An 18,338-nucleotide genomic window follows, 5' to 3' on the forward strand; every position below is an offset into this window, starting at 1 on the left:
GAACACTCTGGAGTGACATGCCCTGTTCAGGGGTGGCCTGCTCAGCAGGGAAAATGGTGACCAGCGCACTGGTCGACCGATTCCTGTCCGAACGCGGCTTCCCAAACAGGATCTTCTCTGATGAAATCGCGGCCGTGCCGCGCATGGCGCTGTCCGTCGCACCAGGCGCGGGTCGGCGGGTCAGGCGTGTGGAAGATACGACGGAGGCGATGTCGTGAGCACCGGACCGACGACCCTGCCCGAGCCAGGCGAAAGCGCCGGACCCGAACGGGAGCGCCGACTGCCCCGGTTGCGGGATGCGCGCATTCGTTCCAAGCTCGCCCTGATTCTGGTCGTACCGGTAGCCGCGGTCATCGCGTTGGCGACAATCCGACTCGTCTCCACTACCGAGGGTGCGGTCGACGCGACCCAGATCCGGTCACTGACCGCACTGTCCATCGACGTCTCCGCACTGACACAGGATCTGCACAAGGAACGGATGGCGGCCGCCGCCTACCTGGCGAACCCGCAGCTGCGTCCCGACGACTACAACCTGCGGGTGCGGGCCACCGGCGAGCGGATCAACGCGTACCGGGCCGAGCGGGCCGACCTCGGCGAGGTCCCGTCCGCCGTGCGGGACCGGCTCAAGGTGATCGACGACCACCTGCGCACGCTCGACGCGACCCGGCAGGAGGTGCTCGACCGCCGGCAGATGCCCGTCGCCGAGGCCACCCTGCGGTACGGCGTGATCCTCACCGACCTGGTCTCGTACGGCGACACCCTGGCCCAGATGCCCGGCCAGGAGAGCCTGGCGGACGCCCGCCGCGCGGTGGCCGCGTTCAGCCGGGCCAAGTCGGCCGTCGCCGAGGAGGAGGCGGTCGCCTACACCGCGCTGGTCGGCGGACGCCTCGACGAGGAGCAGTTCTCCTCCTTCGTGGCGACCCTGACCAGCCAGCAGGAGGCGTTGCTCGGCTTCTCCCTGGCCGCCGACCCCACCCAGCGTGCGCTGGTCGACAGCGCGGTCTCCGGTGACGCCGTCGGCCTGGCCGACCGGGTGGCCGCCGACATCACCCGCTCGGTCGGTCAGCGCAGCCCGGTCAGCGCCGGCGACGCCAGCGCCGCGATCGGCGCGGTCAACGACCTGATGCGGTGGACCGAGATCCAGCTCCAGGACACCCTGCTCGCCCGCTCCGAGCAGGCCCGCAGCGACGTCATCCAGCAGGCCGTCATCGAGACGGTGCTGGTGCTGCTCACCCTCATCGTCGCGATCACCCTCGCGGTGGTGCTGGCCCGCTCGCTCAACCACTCGCTGCGCCGGCTGCGGGAGGGCGCGCTGTCGGTGGCCAACCACGACCTGCCGGACGCGGTCAAGCGGCTGCAGAACATGGGCAGCGTCGGTGACGGCGGTGTCGAGGAGATCGTCCGTCAGGTGCGGGACCCGATCCGGTTGACCAACCGGGACGAGGTCGGCCAGGTGGCCCTGGCGTTCAACGTCGTGCACCGGGAGGCCGTCCGGGTCGCCGCCGAGCAGGCGGCCCTGCGGACCAGCGTCTCGGCGATGTTCCTCAACCTGGCCCGGCGCAGTCAGACCCTGGTCGACCGGATGATCGGCGAACTGGACGCGATCGAGCGCGGCGAGGAGGACCCGAAGCGGCTCGCCCAGCTCTTCGAGTTGGACCACCTCGCCACCCGGATGCGCCGCAACGACGAGAACCTGCTGGTCCTGGCCGGTGCCGACTCGGCCGTGCCGCGTCGCGACGACGCGCTGCTGGTAGACGTGCTGCGCGCCGCCCAGTCCGAGGTGGAGCTGTACAACCGGATCGAGTTCGGCACCGTCGACACCGACATCTCGGTCGCCGCCCACGCCGTCAACGACGTGGTACGGCTCGTGGCCGAGCTGCTGGACAACGCCACCCGCTTCTCGCCGCCGACCACCACCGTGGTCGCCGACGGCCGGCGCATCCGCGACTACGTGCTGATCCAGATCGAGGACCGGGGACTCGGCCTCACCGACGAGCAGCTCGACTCGCTCAACCGCCGGCTCGCCGCCCCGCCGACCGTGGACGTGGCCGCCTTCCGACTGATGGGGCTGGCCGTGGTCAGCCGGCTCGCCAGCCGGTACGGCATCCGGGTGGAGCTGCGCCGCAACGTCGAGGGCGGCACCGTCGCCCAGGTGACGCTGCCCAACGCCACCGTGGTGCTCCCCGCCCACCGGGGCCGGGACCAGGCGATCAGCCGGCCCCGCCAGCCGCTGGCGGTCGAGCAGCCGCCCGCCCCCGCCGGTCTCGGCGGTGCCCTCAACGGGACCCGCAGCGCAGCGGCGACCCTGACCGACCAGTGGCGCAACACCCCGCCCGCCCCGGCCCCCTGGCAGCCGCCGGTGGATGCCCGGGACACCGCTCCCGCCGTGCAGTTCGGCGGCCCGGTCTCCGCCCCGCCGTTCGCGCCGCTGCCCACCCCGGCGACCGCCGACTCCGGGTTCAACGCCTTCTCCGCCGGCAGCCCCACGGTGGCGAACCCGACCATCGACCCGCTGCCCCGGCGGGCCACACCGGCCGAGCCCGCCCCGGTCCTGCCGGCCGGCCCGGTCGCCGGTGCCGCACCGCACCCGACGGAGTCGTACGGCGCGGGGGCCATGCCGTTCGCCGGGGCGCCCGCCGCCGCCCCGTATGCCGGGGCACCCGCCGCCACCCCGTACGCGGGGGCACCGGCGGCGACCCCGTTCGCCCCGGCCGCCGCCGCGTCGTTCGCCCCGGCCGCACCGCCGGCCGCGTACGCCGCTCCCGCCGCGCAGCCGTACACCGCGCCGGCCACCTCGTACACCCCGCCGGCCCCGTCGACGCCGGTGGTGGCCCGCCCGGACCGGCCGGCCGACTCGCCGATCTTCCGGGAGATGGAGGCGGTGTGGTTCCGGTCCCACGGCGACGACGCCACCGCGATCTTCACCCGCCCCCGGTTCGACGAGGAACCGCCGGCCGCGCCGGCCCGCCCGAACGGCGCGACCGCGCCGTCGCGCCCGCCGCTGCCCACCCGGGTGCCGACCGCACCGACCGCCGCCGGCACGCCTACCGTCACGCCGGCACCCCCGGAGGCGCCAGCCGCCCCGGCGGCCCCGGAAGCGCCAGCCGCCCCGGGTCCCGTACCGCCCGCCGCCACCGCGTCGCCGACCTACGGCACAACCCCGCCGGCCGCCCCCGAGGCCCCGCCGACCGGGCCGGAAACCGATCCCGACGCGTGGCGGACGGCGGCCGACGAGGGCTGGACCCGGGCCAGCCAGGCGGCCGAGCCCGCCAACGCCGGCACCACCCGGTCCGGCCTGCCCAAGCGGGTGCCCCAGGCGCAGCTCGTGCCCGGCGGGATCGAGCCGAAGAGCGGCCGGGACCGTAGCCGCCGCACCCCCGACGAAGTACGCGGCCTGCTCTCGGCCTACCACCGCGGCGTCCAGCGCGGTCGTACGGCGGGCGCGGACCTCAACAGCACCTCGACCAAGGAGACGAACCGATGAACAGGCCAGCTGCCATGCAGGACATGGGTTGGCTGCTCACCAACTTCGCCGACAGCGTGGCGGGTATCGCCCACGTGGTGGCGGTGTCCGCGGACGGGCTGCTGCTCGCCTCCTCGCGGGACCTGCCCGCCGACCGGGCCGACCAGCTCGCGGCGATCACCTCCGGCGTGGTGAGTCTGACCGAGGGTGCCGCCCGGATGTTCAGCGCCGGCGGGGTGCTGCAGACAGTGATCGAGATGGACAGCGGCTACCTGTTCCTGATGTCGATCAGCGACGGCTCGTCGATGGCGGTGCTCGCCGCCCGCAGCTGTGACGTGGGTCAGGTCGGCTACGAGATGGCGCTGCTGGTCGAGCGGGTGGGCGCGGCGCTGGTGCCGCTGCCCCGGGACGCCGTGCGCTCGTAGCCACGGTCGGCGGGTGGGCCGGGCGCGACCGCGTCCGGCCCGAGTGACGAAGCATCCGGGCCCGGTCCCGGGCGGGAGGAGGTGATCGAGGGATGGACCCCAGGCGGGACCCACGTGGAGCGCTGGTACGTCCGTACGCGGTCACCCGGGGCCGCACCGAACCGAGCCGGGACATCGCGTTGGAGGCGGTGCTCAGCTCCAACGCGACCCAGGTGGCCGAGTCCCGTTTCGCCGGACACGACAAGTACCGCATCGCCACCGTCTGCGAGGGTCGGGCGCAGTCGCTGGCGGAGATCGCCGCGTACACCCGGATGCCGCTGGGCGTCGCCCGGGTGCTGATCGCCGACCTGGTCGCCGACGGTCTGCTCACGCTACACACTGCCGCTCCCGCCGAGGGGTTCGAGGAGCGGATGGAAATCCTTGGAAGGGTGCTAAGTGGACTTCGCAGGCTATGACCCCGCCGGGTCGCGCCAGAGCCGGGGAATCGTCTCCGCGAAGATCGTGGTCGCGGGTGGCTTCGGCGTGGGCAAGACGACCCTGGTCGGGGCGATCTCCGAGATCACTCCGCTGACCACAGAGGCGCTGATGACCGCCGCCGGTGTCGGCATCGACGACCCGTCGAAGGTGCCAGGCAAGGAGACCACCACGGTCGCCATGGACTTCGGCCGGATCACCATGGCGCAGGACCTGATCCTGTACCTGTTCGGCACCCCCGGCCAGACCCGGTTCTGGTTCATGTGGGACGAGATCATCAGGGGTGCGGTGGGTGCCGCCGTCCTGGTGGACACCCGCCGGATCACCGACGCCTTCGCCCCGCTCGACTACTTCGAGAACCGCAAACTCCCGTACGTGGTCGCGCTGAACCGGTTCGACGGCTCGGACCTGTACGAGCCGGACGAGGTCCGGGAGGCGCTGGCCATCTCGGCGGACGTGCCGCTGGTGATGTGCGACGCCCGGGACCGTGAGTCGGTCAAGCAGGTGCTGGTGACGGTGGTGGAGCACGCCATGATCAGGCTCCAGGCTGAGCACGGCCGGGGCTTCCCCACCCCGGTGGGCTGAGCCGACCCGTGACCACCCGGCCCGCCCCTCCGTGTGACGGTGGGGCGGGCCGTCGCGTTCCACGCCCGCCACCCGGTCCGCGTCCACCGTTACGGGTCCGGGTCACTCCACCCGTAGCCGGTAGCCGCGCTTGACCACGGTCTGCACCACCCGGGGTGCCCGCAGCCCCACCCGCAGCCGGGCCACCGCCATCTCCACCGCGTGCTCATCGGCCCCGCGGGGCAGCGTGCGCAGCAGTTCGGTCCGGGACAGCACCCGGCCGGGTCGGGTGGCCAGCGCCCGCAGCACCGCCATCGGGGCAGGGGCCAGCGGGCGCAGTTCCCCGTCGATGACGGCGGCGTGCCCGCGCAGGGTCAGCAGGTGTCCGGCCGCCTTCACGGTGACGGTACGGCGGGGCAGTTCGTCCACGATGGTGCGGACCAGTGCGCCGAGCCGGGCGCGGCTCGGCGCACTGACCGGCACCCCCCGCCGGACCAGGGGTTCGGCGGTGACCGCGCCGACGCAGCTGACCAGCACGTCCCCGCGCAGCGCGGCGAGCACCGCCTCGGTGCGGTCCCCGGCGGCGCGCAGCAGCGCCTCCGCCGCCGCGGCGGAGGTGAAGGTGACGGCGTCGACCAGCCGGCCGGCGACCAGGTCGATCAGCCGGTGCAGCGGGGCCGGATCGGTCGGCGGGGCCCACCGGTAGACGGGCACCTCGATCACGGTGGCGCCGGCTGCCTCCAGCGCCTCGGTGCACTCCGGCTGCCGGTCGCCGTGCAGCTGCATGGCGATCACCTGCCCGGCCACCCCGCGCCGGCACAGGTGCTCCACCACCTCCTCGCAGCTCTCCGAGGCCGGCGACCACTGGTCGTGCAGGCCGGCGGCCCGGATCGCGCCGCGCGCCTTGGGGCCGCGGGCCACCACGTAGGCCCGGGACAGCACGTTCTTCAGCGGCTCGGCTAACCCCCAGCCCTCGGCCGCCTCCAGCCAGCCCCGCATGCCGATGCCGGTGTTGGCCATCAGCACGTCCGGTGGCCGGTCCAGGCAGGCCCGGGTGGCGTCCCGCAGGTCGGTGTCGTCGGACAGCGGCACGATCCGCAGGGCCGGGGCGAGCACCACCCGGGCACCGCGCCGCTCCAGCAACGCGGCCAGTTCGTCGCGTCGCCGGTCGGCGGTCACCCCGATGGTGAAGCCGGCCAGTTCGTCCCGCATCACTCCTCCTGTCGCAGCCGCACCTCGACCAGGCCGTCCCGGCAGCGGACGTCGTACCGGGGCAGGGTCACCCCGGGCAGGTCCAGGCAGAGCCCGGTTCGCAGGTCGTACACCTGCTTGTGCAGGGGGGAGGCGACGGTGGGCACCCCGCCCCGGCTGCCGACGATGCCCCGCGACATGACGTACGCGCCGCTGAGCGGGTCGAGGTTGTCGACCGCGAACAGCTCGTCGTCGATCCGGAAGATCGCCACCTGGACGCCGCCGACCAGGGCGGCGACGCCCCGTTCGGGTTCCAGCCGCTGCAGTGGGCAGACCGGGGTCCAGGCGGCGGTGACGGTGTCGCTCATCGCCGCACCTCCGGCAGACCCAGGACGACCGGCTGCCGACGTCGGGCGGGTGCCCCGTCGGGTGGCGTGCCGCCATCGGGTGGCGCGGTCCCGGCGGGACGGGTGTCGCGCGTCGGCACCGGCTGGCCGCGTTCCACGGCGAAGGTGATCGACGGGTCCGGCACGTCGGGGGCGTTGACGAACGAGGTGAACCGGCGCAGCCGGTCGGGGTCGTCGAGCACGTCCCGCCACTCGTCGGAGTAGGAGGTGACGTGTCGGGCCATCGCCGCGTCGAGTTCGGCGCAGAGCCCCAGCGAGTCGTCGACGATCACCGAGCGGAGGTGTTCCAGGCCGCCGTCCATCGCCTCGATCCAGGCGGAGGTGCGTTGCAGCCGGTCGGCGGTGCGGACGTAGAACATCAGGAACCTGTCGATGAGTGTGATCAGTTCCTCGGTGCCCAGGTCGGTGGCGAACAGGTCGGCGTGCCGGGGCCGGAAGCCGCCGTTGCCGCCGAGGTAGAGGTTCCAGCCGGTGTCGGTGGCGATGATGCCGAAGTCCTTGCTGCGCGCCTCGGCGCACTCCCGGGCGCAGCCGGAGACGGCGGATTTGAGCTTGTGCGGGGCCCGCAGACCCCGGTAGCGCAGTTCCAGCGCGACGGCCAGGCCGACCGAGTCCTGCACGCCGTAGCGGCACCAGGTCTCGCCGACGCAGGACTTCACCGTGCGCAGCGACTTGCCGTACGCGTGGCCGGACTCGAAGCCGGCGTCGACCAGCCGCCGCCAGATCTGCGGTAGCTGCTCGACCCGCGCGCCGAACAGGTCGATCCGCTGCCCGCCGGTGATCTTGGTGTAGAGCTTGAAGTCGCGGGCCACCTCACCGATCACGATGAGCTTGTCCGGGGTGATCTCGCCGCCCGGGATCCGGGGCACCACCGAGTAGCTGCCGTCGCGTTGCAGGTTGGCCAGGAAGTGGTCGTTGGTGTCCTGCAACGACGCCTGCTCGCCGTCGAGCACGTGCCCGGTGCCCAGCGAGGCCAGGATCGAGGCCACCACCGGCTTGCAGACGTCACACCCCCGGCCCCGGCCGTGTTCGGCGACGAGCTGCGAGAACGTCCGGATACCGCGGACCCGGACGATGTCGAACAACTCCTGCCGGCTGGCGTCGAAGTGCTCGCACAGGGCGGTGGACTGCTGCACCCCGGCCGCGTCGAGCAGAGACTTGAGCATCGGCACGCAGGAGCCGCAGCTCGTCCCGGCCCGGGTGCACGCCTTCAACGCCGGCACGTCGCACGCCCCGCCGGCGATCGCCGCGTCGATGTCGTCCCGGGTCACCGCGTTGCACGAGCAGACCTGCGCCGCGCCGGGCAGCGCGGTCACCCCGCCGCCGCCCTCGCCGGCCGGGGCCAGCAGTGCCAGCGGGGGAGCGGGCAGCGGCCCACCGACGCTGGCCCGCAGCGTCGGATAGGCGCTCGCGTCCCCGACCAGCACCCCACCGAGCAGCGTCCGTGCGTCGTCGGAGAGCACCAGCTTCGCGTACGAACGGGTGGCCGGGTCGGTGAACGTGACGTCCAGGCAGCCAGGGGTGGTGCCGTGGGCGTCGCCGAACGAGGCCACGTCGACGCCGAGCAGCTTGAGTTTGGTGGCGCTGTCCGCGCCGGGGAAGGTGGCCGCGCCACCGAGCAGCCGGTCGGCGACCACCTCGGCCATCGCGTACCCGGGGGCGACCAGGCCGTGACAGGTGCCGTCGACGGCGGCGCACTCGCCGACCGCCCAGATCCGCTCGTCGTCGCTGCGGCAGGCCCCGTCGACCAGCACTCCGCCGCGGGGGCCCAGCGGCAGACCGGCGGCGCGGGCCAGCTCGTCGCGGGGCCGGATGCCGGCGGCCACCACGACCAGGTCGGCGTCGACCGTGCCGCCGTCGGAGAGGTCCAGCGCGGCGACCGTGCCGTCCGGGCCGGGCCGCAGCGCGGTGGTGCCCACCCCGAGGTGGGTGGCGACGCCCAGTTCCTCGACGTAGCGGCGCAGCATCGCCCCGCCCGCCTCGTCGACCTGCACCGGCATCAGCCGGGGTGCGAACTCCACCACGTGGGTCCGCAACCCCAGCAGGCGCAGCGCGTTGGCGGCCTCCAGCCCGAGCAGGCCACCACCGATGACCGCCCCGGTGGACCGGCCCCGGGCGTGCGCCCGGATCGCCGCCAGGTCGTCGAGGGTGCGGTAGACGAAGACGCCGGGCAGGTCGGTGCCGGTCACCGGCGGGACGAACGGGTACGACCCGGTGGCCAGCACCAGCGCGTCGTACGGGTGCTCGGCGGTTGCGGTGGTCACCACCCGCCGGCGGCGGTCGATCCCGGTGACCGGGTCGCCGAGGCGCAGTTCCACCCCGTCGTCGGGGGTGTGCAGGTTCAGTTCCTCGGCGCTGACCCCGTCGAAGAACGCGGACAGCCGCACCCGGTCGTAGGCCGGGCGGGACTCCTCGGCGAGCACCGTCAGCTGCCACCGCCGGTCGTGGTCGCGGGCGCGCAGCGCCTCGACGAACCGCTGGCCGACCATGCCGTTGCCGACGACGACCAATCGTTGACGGGTCATCGGTTCACCTCCTCGTGGTGTCGTCACGGTCATCGGGTCGTCCCCACCGAGTCCGCCTCGGACAGCCAGTCGACGATCCCGCCGACGGCCTGCCGGCAGCCACCGCAGCCGGTTCCGGCCCGGGTCGCGGCGACCACCTCGTCGACCGTCCGGGCCCCGGAGCGCCAGCAGCGGACCAGGGTGCCCTTGTCGACGTCGTTGCACTGGCAGACGGTCGCCGCGTCCGGCATCAGCGCCGGGGAGGCGACGGGGGCGGCGGGAGCGCCGAGTGACCGGCCGAGCAGCAGTGCCCGCCGGTCGGTGGGGACCGGGGCGCCCCGGTCGAAGAGCTGCACCACCGTGCCGACCGACGGGTTGTCGCCGAGCAGGATCGCGCCGGTGAGCCGGTCGTGGTGGATGCGCAGCCGGGCGTACGTCCCCCGGGCCGGGTCGCTGAAGGTCAGCTCCTCACCGGGGCCGCCGGCCGGGTCGCCCATCGCGGCCAGGTCGATCCCGGCGGCCTTGAGCCGGGTGACCACCGGCCGGGGCCGGTAGCGGGCGGCGGGGTCCTCGCCGGTGAGCAGCCGGGCCACCACCCGGGCCTGCGCCCAGGCGGGTGCGACCAGCCCGGTCGGGCCCGTGCCGGGCGGGCGGGCACAGTCGCCGATCGCCGAGATCGCCTCGTCGTCGGTGCGCAGCCGGTCGTCGACCTGCACCCCCCGGTCGACGGTCAGCCCGGCGGCGGTGGCCAGGCCGGTGTCGGGGCGCACCCCGCAGGAGAGCACCAGCAGGTCGGCGTGCAGGGCGGTGCCGTCGGCCAGGTCGAGCCGGACCCCGTCGGGGTCGGCGGCCAGCCCGGTCGCCGGGACGCCCAGCCGGGTGGCGACGCCGAGCCCGGCCAACGTGCCGGCGAGCACCGCGCCGGCGGCCGGGTCGAGCTGCCGTTCCATCAGGTACGGGTGGGGGTGGACCACGGTCACCGCGAGCCCCCGGGCGGCGAGGCCACGGGCCGCCTCCAGGCCGAGCAGCCCCCCGCCGAGCACCAGCGCGGTGCGCGCCGACCGGGCGGTGGCCAGGATCCGGCGGCAGTCGGCCAGGGTACGGAAGACGGCCACCCGGGGCGGCAGGGCGGCCGGGTCGAGGCCGGCCAGCGGGGGCACCACCGCCCGGCTGCCGGTGGCCAGGACCAGGTGGTCGTAGTCGAGGTCGCCGTCGGGGGTGCGCACCGTGCGGGCGGCCCGGTCGATGGCGGTGACGGTCGCGCCGGTCCGCACGTCGGTGCCCTGCCCGGCGACCTCGGCCAGCTCCACGTCGGGCTCGTCGACCTTGCCGGCGAGCAGCGTGGACAGCATGATCCGGTTGTACGCCCGGTGCGGTTCCGCCCCGAGCACGGTGACCTTGCGGTCCCCGTTGCGGGCGTGCAGTTCGGTGGCGAGCCGGGCGCCGGCCATGCCGTACCCGACGATCACGATGTGGCCGGTCATGCCCGCTCCACCCGGACCGCGCAGATCTTGAACTCGGGCATTCCGGAGACCGGGTCGAGAGCGTCGTTGGTGACGGAGTTGGCGCGGGCCGCACCGGGCCAGTGGAACGGGGCGAAGACGGTGTCCGGCCGGATGGTCGGGCTGAGCCGGGCCGGTGCCCGCAGCTCACCGCGGCGGGAGGCGACCCGTACCTCGTCGCCGTCGTCGACGCCGAGCCGGGCGGCCAGGTCGGGGTGCAGCTCGACGAAGCCGTGCGGGGCGGCCCGGCGCAGCGCGTCGACCCGTCGGGTCTGGGTGCCGGACTGGTACTGGGCGAGGACCCGCCCGGTGGTGAAGTGCAGCGGATAGTCGGCGCAGACCGGCTCGGCCGCCGGCCGGTGCCGGACGGCGTGGAACCGGGCCCGGCCGGTCGGGGTGGGGAACGTGTCGGCGAAGAGCCGGGGGGAGTCGGGTCCGTCCGGGTCGGGGCACGGCCAGAAGACCCCGTCGGCGGATTCGATCCGTTCCCAGCTCACCCCGGCGTAGTCGGCGACGCCACCGGCGGAGGCCCGGCGCAGCTCGGCGAAGACCACCCTCGGGTCGGTGGGGAAGCGCTCCGGCGTGGTCACCGGGGCCGGACCGTCCGCCGCCCCGGCCGGACCGGTCCCCGGGCCGGCCGGCACCGGGTCGGTGTCGTCGAGGCGGGCGGCGAGGTCGGCGAGGACCGCCAGGTCGGTACGGACGCCGGGGGGTGGTTCGCGCAGCGCCCGGCGGCGCAGCACCCGACCCTCCAGATTGGTCATCGTGCCGTCCTCCTCGGCCCATTGGGCCACCGGGAGCACCACATCGGCGAGCTCGGCCGTCTCGGAGCGCAGGAAGTCGGCCACCACCAGCAGGTCGAGCCCGCGCAGCCGGGACTCGACCCGGGCGGCGCGGGGGGCGGAGACCACCGGGTTGGAGCCGAAGACCAGCAGCGCGCGGGGGCCGTCGGGGGTGCCGAGCGAATCGAGCAGCTGGTAGGCGGGCACTCCGGGGCCGGGCAGCTCGGCCGGGTCGACGCCCCAGACCCCGGCGACGTGCGCGCGGGCGGCCGGATCGTCGATCTTGCGGTAGCCGGGGAGCTGGTCGGCCTTCTGGCCGTGCTCGCGTCCACCCTGGCCGTTGCCCTGTCCGGTGAGGCAGCCGTACCCGGAGTGTGGGCGGCCGGGCAGGCCGAGGGCGAGGGCGAGGTTGACGTAGGCGCTGACCGTGTCGACGCCCTTGGCGTGCTGTTCGGCGCCCCGGGCGGTGAGGATGATCGCCGAGGCGGCGGTGCCGAGCGCGCGGGCGGTCGCCTCCAGGTCGGCCACCGGAATCCCGGAGAGCCGTTCCACCTCGGCCGGCCAGTACTCGGCGACGGTGCGGCGGACCGCGTCGAAGCCCTCGGTGCGGGCGGCGACGTAGTCCCTGTCGATCAGTCCCTCGGTGAGCGCGATGTGCAGCAGCGCGTTGGCGACCGCGAGGTCGGTGCCGGGCAGCGGTTGCAGGTGCAGGTCGGCCTGGCGGGCGGTGGCGGTGAGCCGGGGGTCGACGACGATCAGCCGGCCGCCCCGGGCCCGCTGGTCGGTCACGTGCCGCATCAGTGGCGGCATGGTCTCGGCCGGGTTCGCCCCGACCAGCAGCAGGGTGTCGGTGCGGCCCAGGTCGGTCAGCGGGAACGGCAGCCCCCGGTCGACGCCGAAGGCGCGCAGCCCGGCCGCCGCAGCGGAGGACATGCACCACCGGCCGTTGTAGTCGATGTGCCGGGTGCGCAGCGCCACCCGAGCGAACTTGCCGAGGGCGTACGCCTTCTCGTTGGTGAGCCCGCCGCCGCCGAAGACGGCGACCGCGTCCCGCCCGTGGGTCCGCTGGACGGTGCGCAGCCCGTCGGCGATCCGGTCCAGCGCGACCTGCCAGCTGGCCGGCCGCAGCTCGCCCGACGGGTCACGGACCAGCGGGGTGGTCAACCGGTCGGGGTGGTCGAGCAGGTCGGCGGCGGTCCAGCCCTTCTGGCACAACCCGCCCCGGTTGGTGGGGAACTGTCGGGGCTGGACCTCGGTCCGGCCGTCGTCGGTGTCCCGCAGGACCATGCCGCACTGGAGTGCGCAGTACGGGCAGTGCGTCCCCACTTCCCGGGGTGGGGGCCCCGTTCGTGTCGCGGCGCGTGCACCGTCTGTCATGTCCGCAAAGCGTGCCGCCGGGCGGTTTCCGACTGGGGTCCCTTCTGTTTCGGTCCTGTCAAGAGCGGTTCACACCGCACGGGTGCATCGGACCGGTCGGTGGGGTCTATAATATGAGACAGATTTCCTAATATTTGGGAGGACGGATCATGGACGTGACGGCGGCCTTCGATGCGGTGGCGGGCTCCTACGATCAGGCCCGCCGTCGGCTCGTCCCCTGCTTCGACGACTTCTACGGCACTGCCGTCGAGGTTGCCGCCCCACCGCTGCGGGCCGCGTCCGCCGCCGGCCGTACCCCCGAGGTGCTCGACCTGGGCGCCGGCACCGGGCTGCTCTCGCTGCTGCTCACCGCGGCGCTGCCCGGGGTGCGGGTGACCCTGGTCGACGGGGCCGCCCGGATGCTCGCGGTGGCCGGCGACGGGCTGACCGCCCGGGGGGTGGCGCACCGCACCGTCGTGGCCGACCTGGCCGACCCGCTGCCCGCCGGCCGGTACGACGCGGTGGTCTCCGCGCTGGCCGTGCACCACCTCGACGACGACGGCAAGCGCGCCCTCTACCGGCGGGCGGCCGACGCGCTCGTCCCCGGCGGGGTGTTCGTCAACGCCGAGCAGGTGGCCGGCCCCACCCCGACGCTGGACCGCCGCTACGACGACGTCTGGCTGGCGCAGACCGCCGCCCGCGGGTCGGACGCCGACGAGATCGCCGCCGCCCGGCAGCGGATGCGGCACGACCGCCCGGCGTCGGTGACCGACCAGTGCCGGTGGCTTGTCGACGCCGGCCTGGTCGACGTGGACTGCTTCTACAAGGCGTGGCGGTTCGCCGTCTTCGGCGGACGCCGGCCGGCCTGACCCGGGCCGTCGGTGCGACGGTCGTGGCAAGGGGATGACCTGTGGTCATACCAGGGGTAGGATCGACGGCATGACTGCCAAGGTGACCCTCTCGTTCTCGGACGAGACGATCGAGGAGGCCCGCCGGTTCGCCAAACGGGAGGGCCTGTCCCTCTCCGCCTGGATGGACCAGGCCGCCCGGGAGAAGGCCCTGCGGGAGGTGTTCACCGCGCACGCCGAGGCGGTCGGTCGGGCCGGGCTCGACCTGGAATCCGCCGCCCTCGCCGACGCCCGTGAGGTGGGGATGGTCGCCGACGTGCTCTTCGGTGGTCGCCCGCGTGCTGCGTAGGGGAGAGGTCTGGCGCATCGAGGGCGCCCGGGAACGGCTCGGCCTGGTGATCAGCTCCGACGTCTACAACTCCACCGACGTGCCGATCGTGATCGTCGCCGAGGTGGTCGAGACCGCGCTGCTGCGCGACTCCCCGCTCGCCGTGCCGATGGGTGGCAACGTGGTCATGCCCGACCGGCTGTCCGCGCCGATGAAGAAGTGGTTCACCGAGTGCGTGGACGTCGCCGACACCGAGACCATGCAGCGGGTGACCCGCGCGTTGCGCATCCTCCAGGAGCTCTGACCACCTCACCGCAGGTTTCCGGGCGACGTGCGATTCCCGTTTCCGGAACGACCCAGCCGGGCCACCGCCGGGAAACCGGCACTGCCTACCATCCTCCTCACATCGATGAGGAGGAATCGCCGTGAGCGCGCTCGCCAGCAGCAGCAACCCCGCCGCCGACCCGCCGGGCGTCACCGACGCGCCGCCGGAGGTCGACCCGTCGACAGCCGCCGGCCCGCCGGCCGACCGGGGGGCCGGCCGCCGCCACCGGCTCGACGACTGGCGTCCCGAGGACCCCACCTTCTGGCGGACGACCGGAGCCCCGATCGCCCGCCGTAACCTCTGGGTGTCGATCTTCGCCGAGCACGTCGGCTTCTCGGTGTGGAGCCTCTGGTCGGTCACCGTGCTCTTCCTCGGCCCGGCCTACGGCATCGACCCGGCGGGCAAGTTCCTGCTCACCGCCGTACCGGCCGCGCTGGGTGCGGTGCTGCGGCTGCCGTACACCCTGGCCGTGGCCCGCTTCGGCGGGCGGAACTGGACCATCGTCAGCGCGCTGCTGCTGCTCCTGCCGGCGGTGCCGATGACGGTGCTGCTGGAGCCGGGGGTGTCCTATACCACCCTGATGGTGCTGGCCTGCCTCACCGGGGTGGGCGGGGGCAACTTCGCCTCGTCGATGGCGAACATCAACCTGTTCTTCCCCGACCGGCTCAAGGGCCGCGCGCTCGGGCTCAACGCCGGCGGCGGCAACCTCGGCGTACCGGCGGTGCAACTGGTCGGGCTCGCGGTGCTGGCCACCGCCGGGGCCGCGTACCCCCGGCTGGTGCCGGCGGTCTACCTGCCGCTGATCGTGCTGGCCGCGCTCGCCGCCGCCCGCTGGCTGGACAACATCCCGGACGCCCACAACGAGCCCGGCGCGCTGCGCGAGGCCGCCCGCGACCGGCACACCTGGGTGATGTCCCTGCTGTACGTGGGCACCTTCGGCTCGTTCATCGGCTTCGGTTTCGCCTTCGGTCAGGTGCTCCAGCTCCAGTTCGCCGAGCGGTTCCCCACCCCGGTCGACGCGGCCTGGCTGACCTTCCTCGGACCACTGATCGGTTCGCTGATCCGGCCCGTCGGCGGGCAGCTCGCCGACCGGCTCGGCGGGGCCCGGGTGACCTTCTGGAACTTCGTGGCGATGGCCGTCGGCGCCAGCCTGGTGCTCTTCGCCGCCCGGGAGCGGTCGTTCCCGCTCTACCTGACCGGGTTCCTGTCGCTGTTCGTCTTCTCCGGCATCGGCAACGGGTCGACGTACAAGATGATCCCGGCGATCTTCCGGGCCCGCGCGACGGCCGAGGCGGAGCTGACCGGCGACCCGGTCGCCGCACAGCGTCGGGCCCGGCGGCTCTCCGGGGCCCTGATCGGCATCGCCGGGGCGGTCGGCGCCTCGGGTGGGGTGCTGGTGAACGTGGCCTTCCGGCAGTCCTTCCTCGCCTCGGGCAACGCCGACGCCGCCTATCTGGCCTTCATCGGGTGGTACGCGCTCTGCTTCGTGGTGACCTGGACGGTCTACCTGCGGCCCGGCCCGGGTAGGCTCACCGGGGTGTGACCCTGGTCATGCGGGAAAACCGCAGGCCACGCCGGTCGACCCCCCGTTTTGACCAGCTGACGGGGCGGCGGGTATCGTTGCCTGCTGTTGTACGACATCCAGAGGCGTGCCGCTCAGGTACGCTTGGTCGTTCGTGCGCGCTGGTCCGGCCGGGAAGCCTCTGGTCACCTCGGCGCGCGACCCCAGACCGACGACGAGACAAGGTAGACCTGTGCGTACGTACAGCCCGAAGCCGGGTGAGATCGAGCGTCAGTGGCACGTTATCGACGCCTCTGATGTCGTGCTGGGCCGCCTGGCCACCCACGCCGCCACGCTGCTGCGCGGCAAGCACAAGCCGACTTTCGCGCCGCACGTCGACACGGGCGACTTCGTCGTCATCGTGAACGCGGGCAAGGTGGCGCTGACCGGCAACAAGCGGCAGACCAAGGTCGCCTACCGGCACTCCGGTTACCCGGGCGGCCTCAAGCAGGTCGGCTACGAGGAGCTGCTGACCAAGCGGCCCGAGCGGGCGATCGAGCTGGCCGTGAAGGGCATGCTCCCGCACAACAAGCTGGGCCGTCAGCTGATCAAGAAGCTGAAGGTCTACGCCGGCGCCGAGCACCCGCACCTGGCGCAGCAGCCGGTGCCGTTCGAGATCAAGCAGATCGCGCAGTGAGCGAGGGCGAAGGAAACAGCATGACCGACATCACCGAGACCGAGGTTGCCGCGGAAGCCCCCGAGGCCACCGAGGCGCCCGCGCCCGTCGCCCGCGCGCCGCGTGGTGACCGCCCGATCCAGACCGTCGGCCGCCGCAAGGAGGCCATCGTCCGGGTCCGCATCGTCCCCGGCAGCGGCAAGATCACCTGCAACGGCCGCGACCTTGAGGCCTACTTCCCGAGCAAGGTGCACCAGCAGCTCATCAAGGACCCGCTGGTCACCGCCGAGAAGCCCGAGGCGTTCGACGTCATCGCCAACCTGCGGGGCGGCGGCACCACCGGCCAGGCCGGTGCGCTGCGGCTGGCCATCGCCCGCGCGCTGATCGTCAGCGAGCCGGACGACCGTCCGGCGCTGAAGAAGGCCGGTTTCCTCACCCGGGACGCCCGGGTCAAGGAAAGCAAGAAGTACGGTCTCAAGAAGGCCCGTAAGGCACCCCAGTACTCGAAGCGCTGATCATCGACAGCGCGTTGTACTTCTGACGGACGGCCGGGTCCGCCTCCCCCAGCGGGGAGGTGGCCCGGCCGTTCCGTTTGCTCCACTCATCGCAGTCGCACCGGAGGTTGGCGGGTATGGGTCGGTTGTTCGGCACGGACGGCGTACGCGGGCGGGCGAACGTCGACCTCACCCCGGAACTGGCGCTCGCGGTGGCCGTGGCCGCCGCGCACACGCTGGCCGAGTCGGACCGCAGCCACCCGCCGCTGGCGGTGGTCGGCCGGGACACCCGGGCCAGCGGCGAGATGCTGGAGGCCGCCGTGGTCGCCGGCCTCACCAGCGCCGGGGCCAGCGTGGTCCGGGTCGGCGTGCTGCCCACCCCCGCCGTGGCGTTCCTGACCGCCGAGGCCAAGGCCGACCTGGGCGTGATGCTCTCCGCCTCGCACAACCCGATGCCGGACAACGGGATCAAACTGTTCGCCGCCGGCGGGCACAAACTGCCCGACGAGATCGAGCTGCGGATCGAGGCCGCCGTCGAGGCGAACGCCACCACCGCCTGGGACCGCCCGGTCGGTGCCGGCGTCGGCCGGGTGCACGACCTGCTCGACGGTGCCGACCACTACGTGCAGCACCTCGTCGGCACCGTGCCGCACCGCCTCGACGGGATCAAGGTGGTGGTCGACTGCGCCAACGGCGCCGCCGCCGAGGTCGCCCCGGTGGCCTACCGGGAGGCGGGTGCCGAGGTCATCGCGATCCACGCCGAGCCGGACGGCCTCAACATCAACGACGAGTGCGGTTCCAACCACCTCGACGGCCTGCGGGCCGCCGTGGTCGAGCACGGTGCGCACCTGGGCCTCGCCCACGACGGCGACGCGGACCGCTGCGTCGCCGTCGACGCCGACGGCGCGGAGGTCGACGGCGACGAGCTGATGGCGATCCTCGCGCTGGCCCTGCGCGACGCCGGCGAGCTGACCCGGGACACCCTGGTCGCCACCGTGATGAGCAACCTCGGCCTGCGGCTGGCCATGTCCGCGCAGGGCATCCGGCTGGTCGAGACCAAGGTCGGCGACCGGTACGTGCTGGAGGAGCTGCGCGCCTCCGGCCTCGCCCTCGGCGGCGAGCAGAGCGGACACCTCGTCATGCCCGCGCACGCCACCACCGGCGACGGGGTGCTCACCGGCCTGCACCTGATGGCCCGGATGGCCGCCACCGGCCGGTCCCTGGCCGAGCTGGCCTCGGTGGTCACCAAGCTGCCGCAGGTGCTGATCAACGTGCCGGTCGGGGACCGTACCGTCGGTGCCACCGCGCCCGCCGTCGCGGCCGAGGTCGAACGGGCCGAGGCCGAGCTGGGGGAGACCGGTCGGGTGCTGCTGCGCCCGTCAGGCACCGAACCGCTGGTCCGGGTGATGGTGGAGGCCGGCACCGAGGAGACCGCCCGGTCGGTGGCCGAACGGATCGCCGAGCAGGTCCGCAGCGCCAGCCCCGCCAGCTGACCGGT

Annotated in this window: 17 protein-coding genes; 12 read left to right on the plus strand and 5 right to left on the minus strand. The window is 73.8% G+C overall.

What is annotated here, in order from left to right; translation table 11 throughout:
* The first annotated feature begins 56 nt into the window (after nt 1-56).
* From JQN84_RS07970 to JQN84_RS07990, 5 genes are all read left to right on the plus strand, one after another.
* On the plus strand, nt 57-218 hold the full coding sequence (locus tag JQN84_RS07970; protein WP_168222566.1) for a hypothetical protein: 162 nt from the start codon (nt 57-59) through the stop codon (nt 216-218).
* Nucleotides 215-3,484 (plus strand): sensor histidine kinase, encoded by a 3,270-nt coding sequence (locus tag JQN84_RS07975; protein ID WP_204957722.1) that lies wholly within the window; start codon nt 215-217, stop codon nt 3,482-3,484. The genes JQN84_RS07970 and JQN84_RS07975 overlap by 4 nt, the downstream gene beginning before the upstream one ends.
* Nucleotides 3,481-3,888, plus strand: a complete 408-nt coding sequence (locus JQN84_RS07980) for a roadblock/LC7 domain-containing protein (protein ID WP_030329975.1) — start codon at nt 3,481-3,483, stop codon at nt 3,886-3,888. Before JQN84_RS07975 ends, JQN84_RS07980 begins: the two co-directional genes overlap by 4 nt.
* Nucleotides 3,889-3,980: 92 nt before the next feature.
* Complete coding sequence (locus tag JQN84_RS07985) at nt 3,981-4,343, plus strand: DUF742 domain-containing protein (protein ID WP_088647420.1); 363 nt, start codon at nt 3,981-3,983, stop codon at nt 4,341-4,343.
* Entirely contained in the window at nt 4,324-4,947 is a 624-nt protein-coding gene (locus JQN84_RS07990; protein WP_204957723.1) for a GTP-binding protein, read from the plus strand. The genes JQN84_RS07985 and JQN84_RS07990 overlap by 20 nt, the downstream gene beginning before the upstream one ends.
* Nucleotides 4,948-5,049: 102 nt before the next feature.
* Here the strand turns inward: JQN84_RS07990 and JQN84_RS07995 are convergent, their stop codons facing one another.
* From JQN84_RS07995 to JQN84_RS08015, 5 genes are read right to left on the minus strand one after another with little or no spacing between them, the layout of a single operon-like run.
* Entirely contained in the window at nt 5,050-6,138 is a 1,089-nt protein-coding gene (locus JQN84_RS07995) for a uroporphyrinogen-III synthase (protein WP_204957724.1), read from the minus strand.
* Complete coding sequence (nirD, locus tag JQN84_RS08000; RefSeq protein ID WP_204957725.1) at nt 6,138-6,485, minus strand: nitrite reductase small subunit NirD; 348 nt, start codon at nt 6,483-6,485, stop codon at nt 6,138-6,140. The genes JQN84_RS07995 and nirD overlap by 1 nt, the downstream gene beginning before the upstream one ends.
* Complete coding sequence (gene nirB, locus JQN84_RS08005) at nt 6,482-9,049, minus strand: nitrite reductase large subunit NirB (protein ID WP_204957726.1); 2,568 nt, start codon at nt 9,047-9,049, stop codon at nt 6,482-6,484. The genes nirD and nirB overlap by 4 nt, the downstream gene beginning before the upstream one ends.
* A gap of 29 nt (nt 9,050-9,078) precedes the next feature.
* A complete protein-coding gene (locus JQN84_RS08010; RefSeq protein WP_204957727.1) occupies nt 9,079-10,512 on the minus strand; it encodes an FAD-dependent oxidoreductase in 1,434 nt (477 codons plus the stop codon).
* Nucleotides 10,509-12,689: a molybdopterin oxidoreductase family protein gene (locus JQN84_RS08015; RefSeq protein WP_204957728.1), complete on the minus strand. Its 2,181-nt coding sequence runs from the start codon at nt 12,687-12,689 to the stop codon at nt 10,509-10,511. The genes JQN84_RS08010 and JQN84_RS08015 overlap by 4 nt, the downstream gene beginning before the upstream one ends.
* Before the next feature lie 149 nt (nt 12,690-12,838).
* Between JQN84_RS08015 and JQN84_RS08020 the strand changes: the two genes are divergently transcribed.
* The 7 genes from JQN84_RS08020 (at nt 12,839) to glmM (ending at nt 18,333) form a co-directional block, all read left to right on the plus strand.
* Nucleotides 12,839-13,537, plus strand: coding sequence for a class I SAM-dependent methyltransferase (locus JQN84_RS08020; RefSeq protein ID WP_204957729.1), 699 nt, complete (start codon nt 12,839-12,841; stop codon nt 13,535-13,537).
* A gap of 70 nt (nt 13,538-13,607) precedes the next feature.
* Entirely contained in the window at nt 13,608-13,865 is a 258-nt protein-coding gene (locus JQN84_RS08025; protein ID WP_091241872.1) for a DUF6364 family protein, read from the plus strand.
* Nucleotides 13,843-14,148, plus strand: coding sequence for a type II toxin-antitoxin system PemK/MazF family toxin (locus tag JQN84_RS08030; protein WP_204957730.1), 306 nt, complete (start codon nt 13,843-13,845; stop codon nt 14,146-14,148). The genes JQN84_RS08025 and JQN84_RS08030 overlap by 23 nt, the downstream gene beginning before the upstream one ends.
* Before the next feature lie 121 nt (nt 14,149-14,269).
* The gene (locus JQN84_RS08035) at nt 14,270-15,712 is read left to right on the plus strand and encodes an MFS transporter (protein ID WP_281902795.1); all 1,443 of its coding nucleotides are present in this window, start codon (nt 14,270-14,272) and stop codon (nt 15,710-15,712) included.
* A gap of 211 nt (nt 15,713-15,923) precedes the next feature.
* On the plus strand, nt 15,924-16,367 hold the full coding sequence (rplM, locus tag JQN84_RS08040) for a 50S ribosomal protein L13 (RefSeq protein WP_088647410.1): 444 nt from the start codon (nt 15,924-15,926) through the stop codon (nt 16,365-16,367).
* 20 nt (nt 16,368-16,387) lie between these two features.
* On the plus strand, nt 16,388-16,861 hold the full coding sequence (gene rpsI, locus JQN84_RS08045; RefSeq protein ID WP_204957731.1) for a 30S ribosomal protein S9: 474 nt from the start codon (nt 16,388-16,390) through the stop codon (nt 16,859-16,861).
* 116 nt (nt 16,862-16,977) lie between these two features.
* Nucleotides 16,978-18,333 (plus strand): phosphoglucosamine mutase, encoded by a 1,356-nt coding sequence (gene glmM, locus JQN84_RS08050; protein WP_204957732.1) that lies wholly within the window; start codon nt 16,978-16,980, stop codon nt 18,331-18,333.
* Nucleotides 18,334-18,338: the final 5 nt, after the last annotated feature.

It is taken from the genome of Micromonospora humidisoli (genome assembly GCF_016900955.1).
GTDB lineage: Bacteria > Actinomycetota > Actinomycetes > Mycobacteriales > Micromonosporaceae > Micromonospora > Micromonospora wenchangensis.

Coding starts and splice junctions, on each gene's coding strand:
- JQN84_RS07980 (WP_030329975.1), top strand. CDS start 3,481: ATGAACAGGCCAGCTGCCATGCAGGACATGGGTTGGCTGCTCACCAAC.
- JQN84_RS07985 (WP_088647420.1), top strand. CDS start 3,981: ATGGACCCCAGGCGGGACCCACGTGGAGCGCTGGTACGTCCGTACGCG.
- JQN84_RS07995 (WP_204957724.1), bottom strand. CDS start 6,138: ATGCGGGACGAACTGGCCGGCTTCACCATCGGGGTGACCGCCGACCGG.
- nirD (WP_204957725.1), bottom strand. CDS start 6,485: ATGAGCGACACCGTCACCGCCGCCTGGACCCCGGTCTGCCCACTGCAG.
- nirB (WP_204957726.1), bottom strand. CDS start 9,049: ATGACCCGTCAACGATTGGTCGTCGTCGGCAACGGCATGGTCGGCCAG.
- JQN84_RS08010 (WP_204957727.1), bottom strand. CDS start 10,512: ATGACCGGCCACATCGTGATCGTCGGGTACGGCATGGCCGGCGCCCGG.
- JQN84_RS08015 (WP_204957728.1), bottom strand. CDS start 12,689: ATGACAGACGGTGCACGCGCCGCGACACGAACGGGGCCCCCACCCCGG.
- JQN84_RS08020 (WP_204957729.1), top strand. CDS start 12,839: ATGGACGTGACGGCGGCCTTCGATGCGGTGGCGGGCTCCTACGATCAG.
- JQN84_RS08025 (WP_091241872.1), top strand. CDS start 13,608: ATGACTGCCAAGGTGACCCTCTCGTTCTCGGACGAGACGATCGAGGAG.
- rpsI (WP_204957731.1), top strand. CDS start 16,388: ATGACCGACATCACCGAGACCGAGGTTGCCGCGGAAGCCCCCGAGGCC.
- glmM (WP_204957732.1), top strand. CDS start 16,978: ATGGGTCGGTTGTTCGGCACGGACGGCGTACGCGGGCGGGCGAACGTC.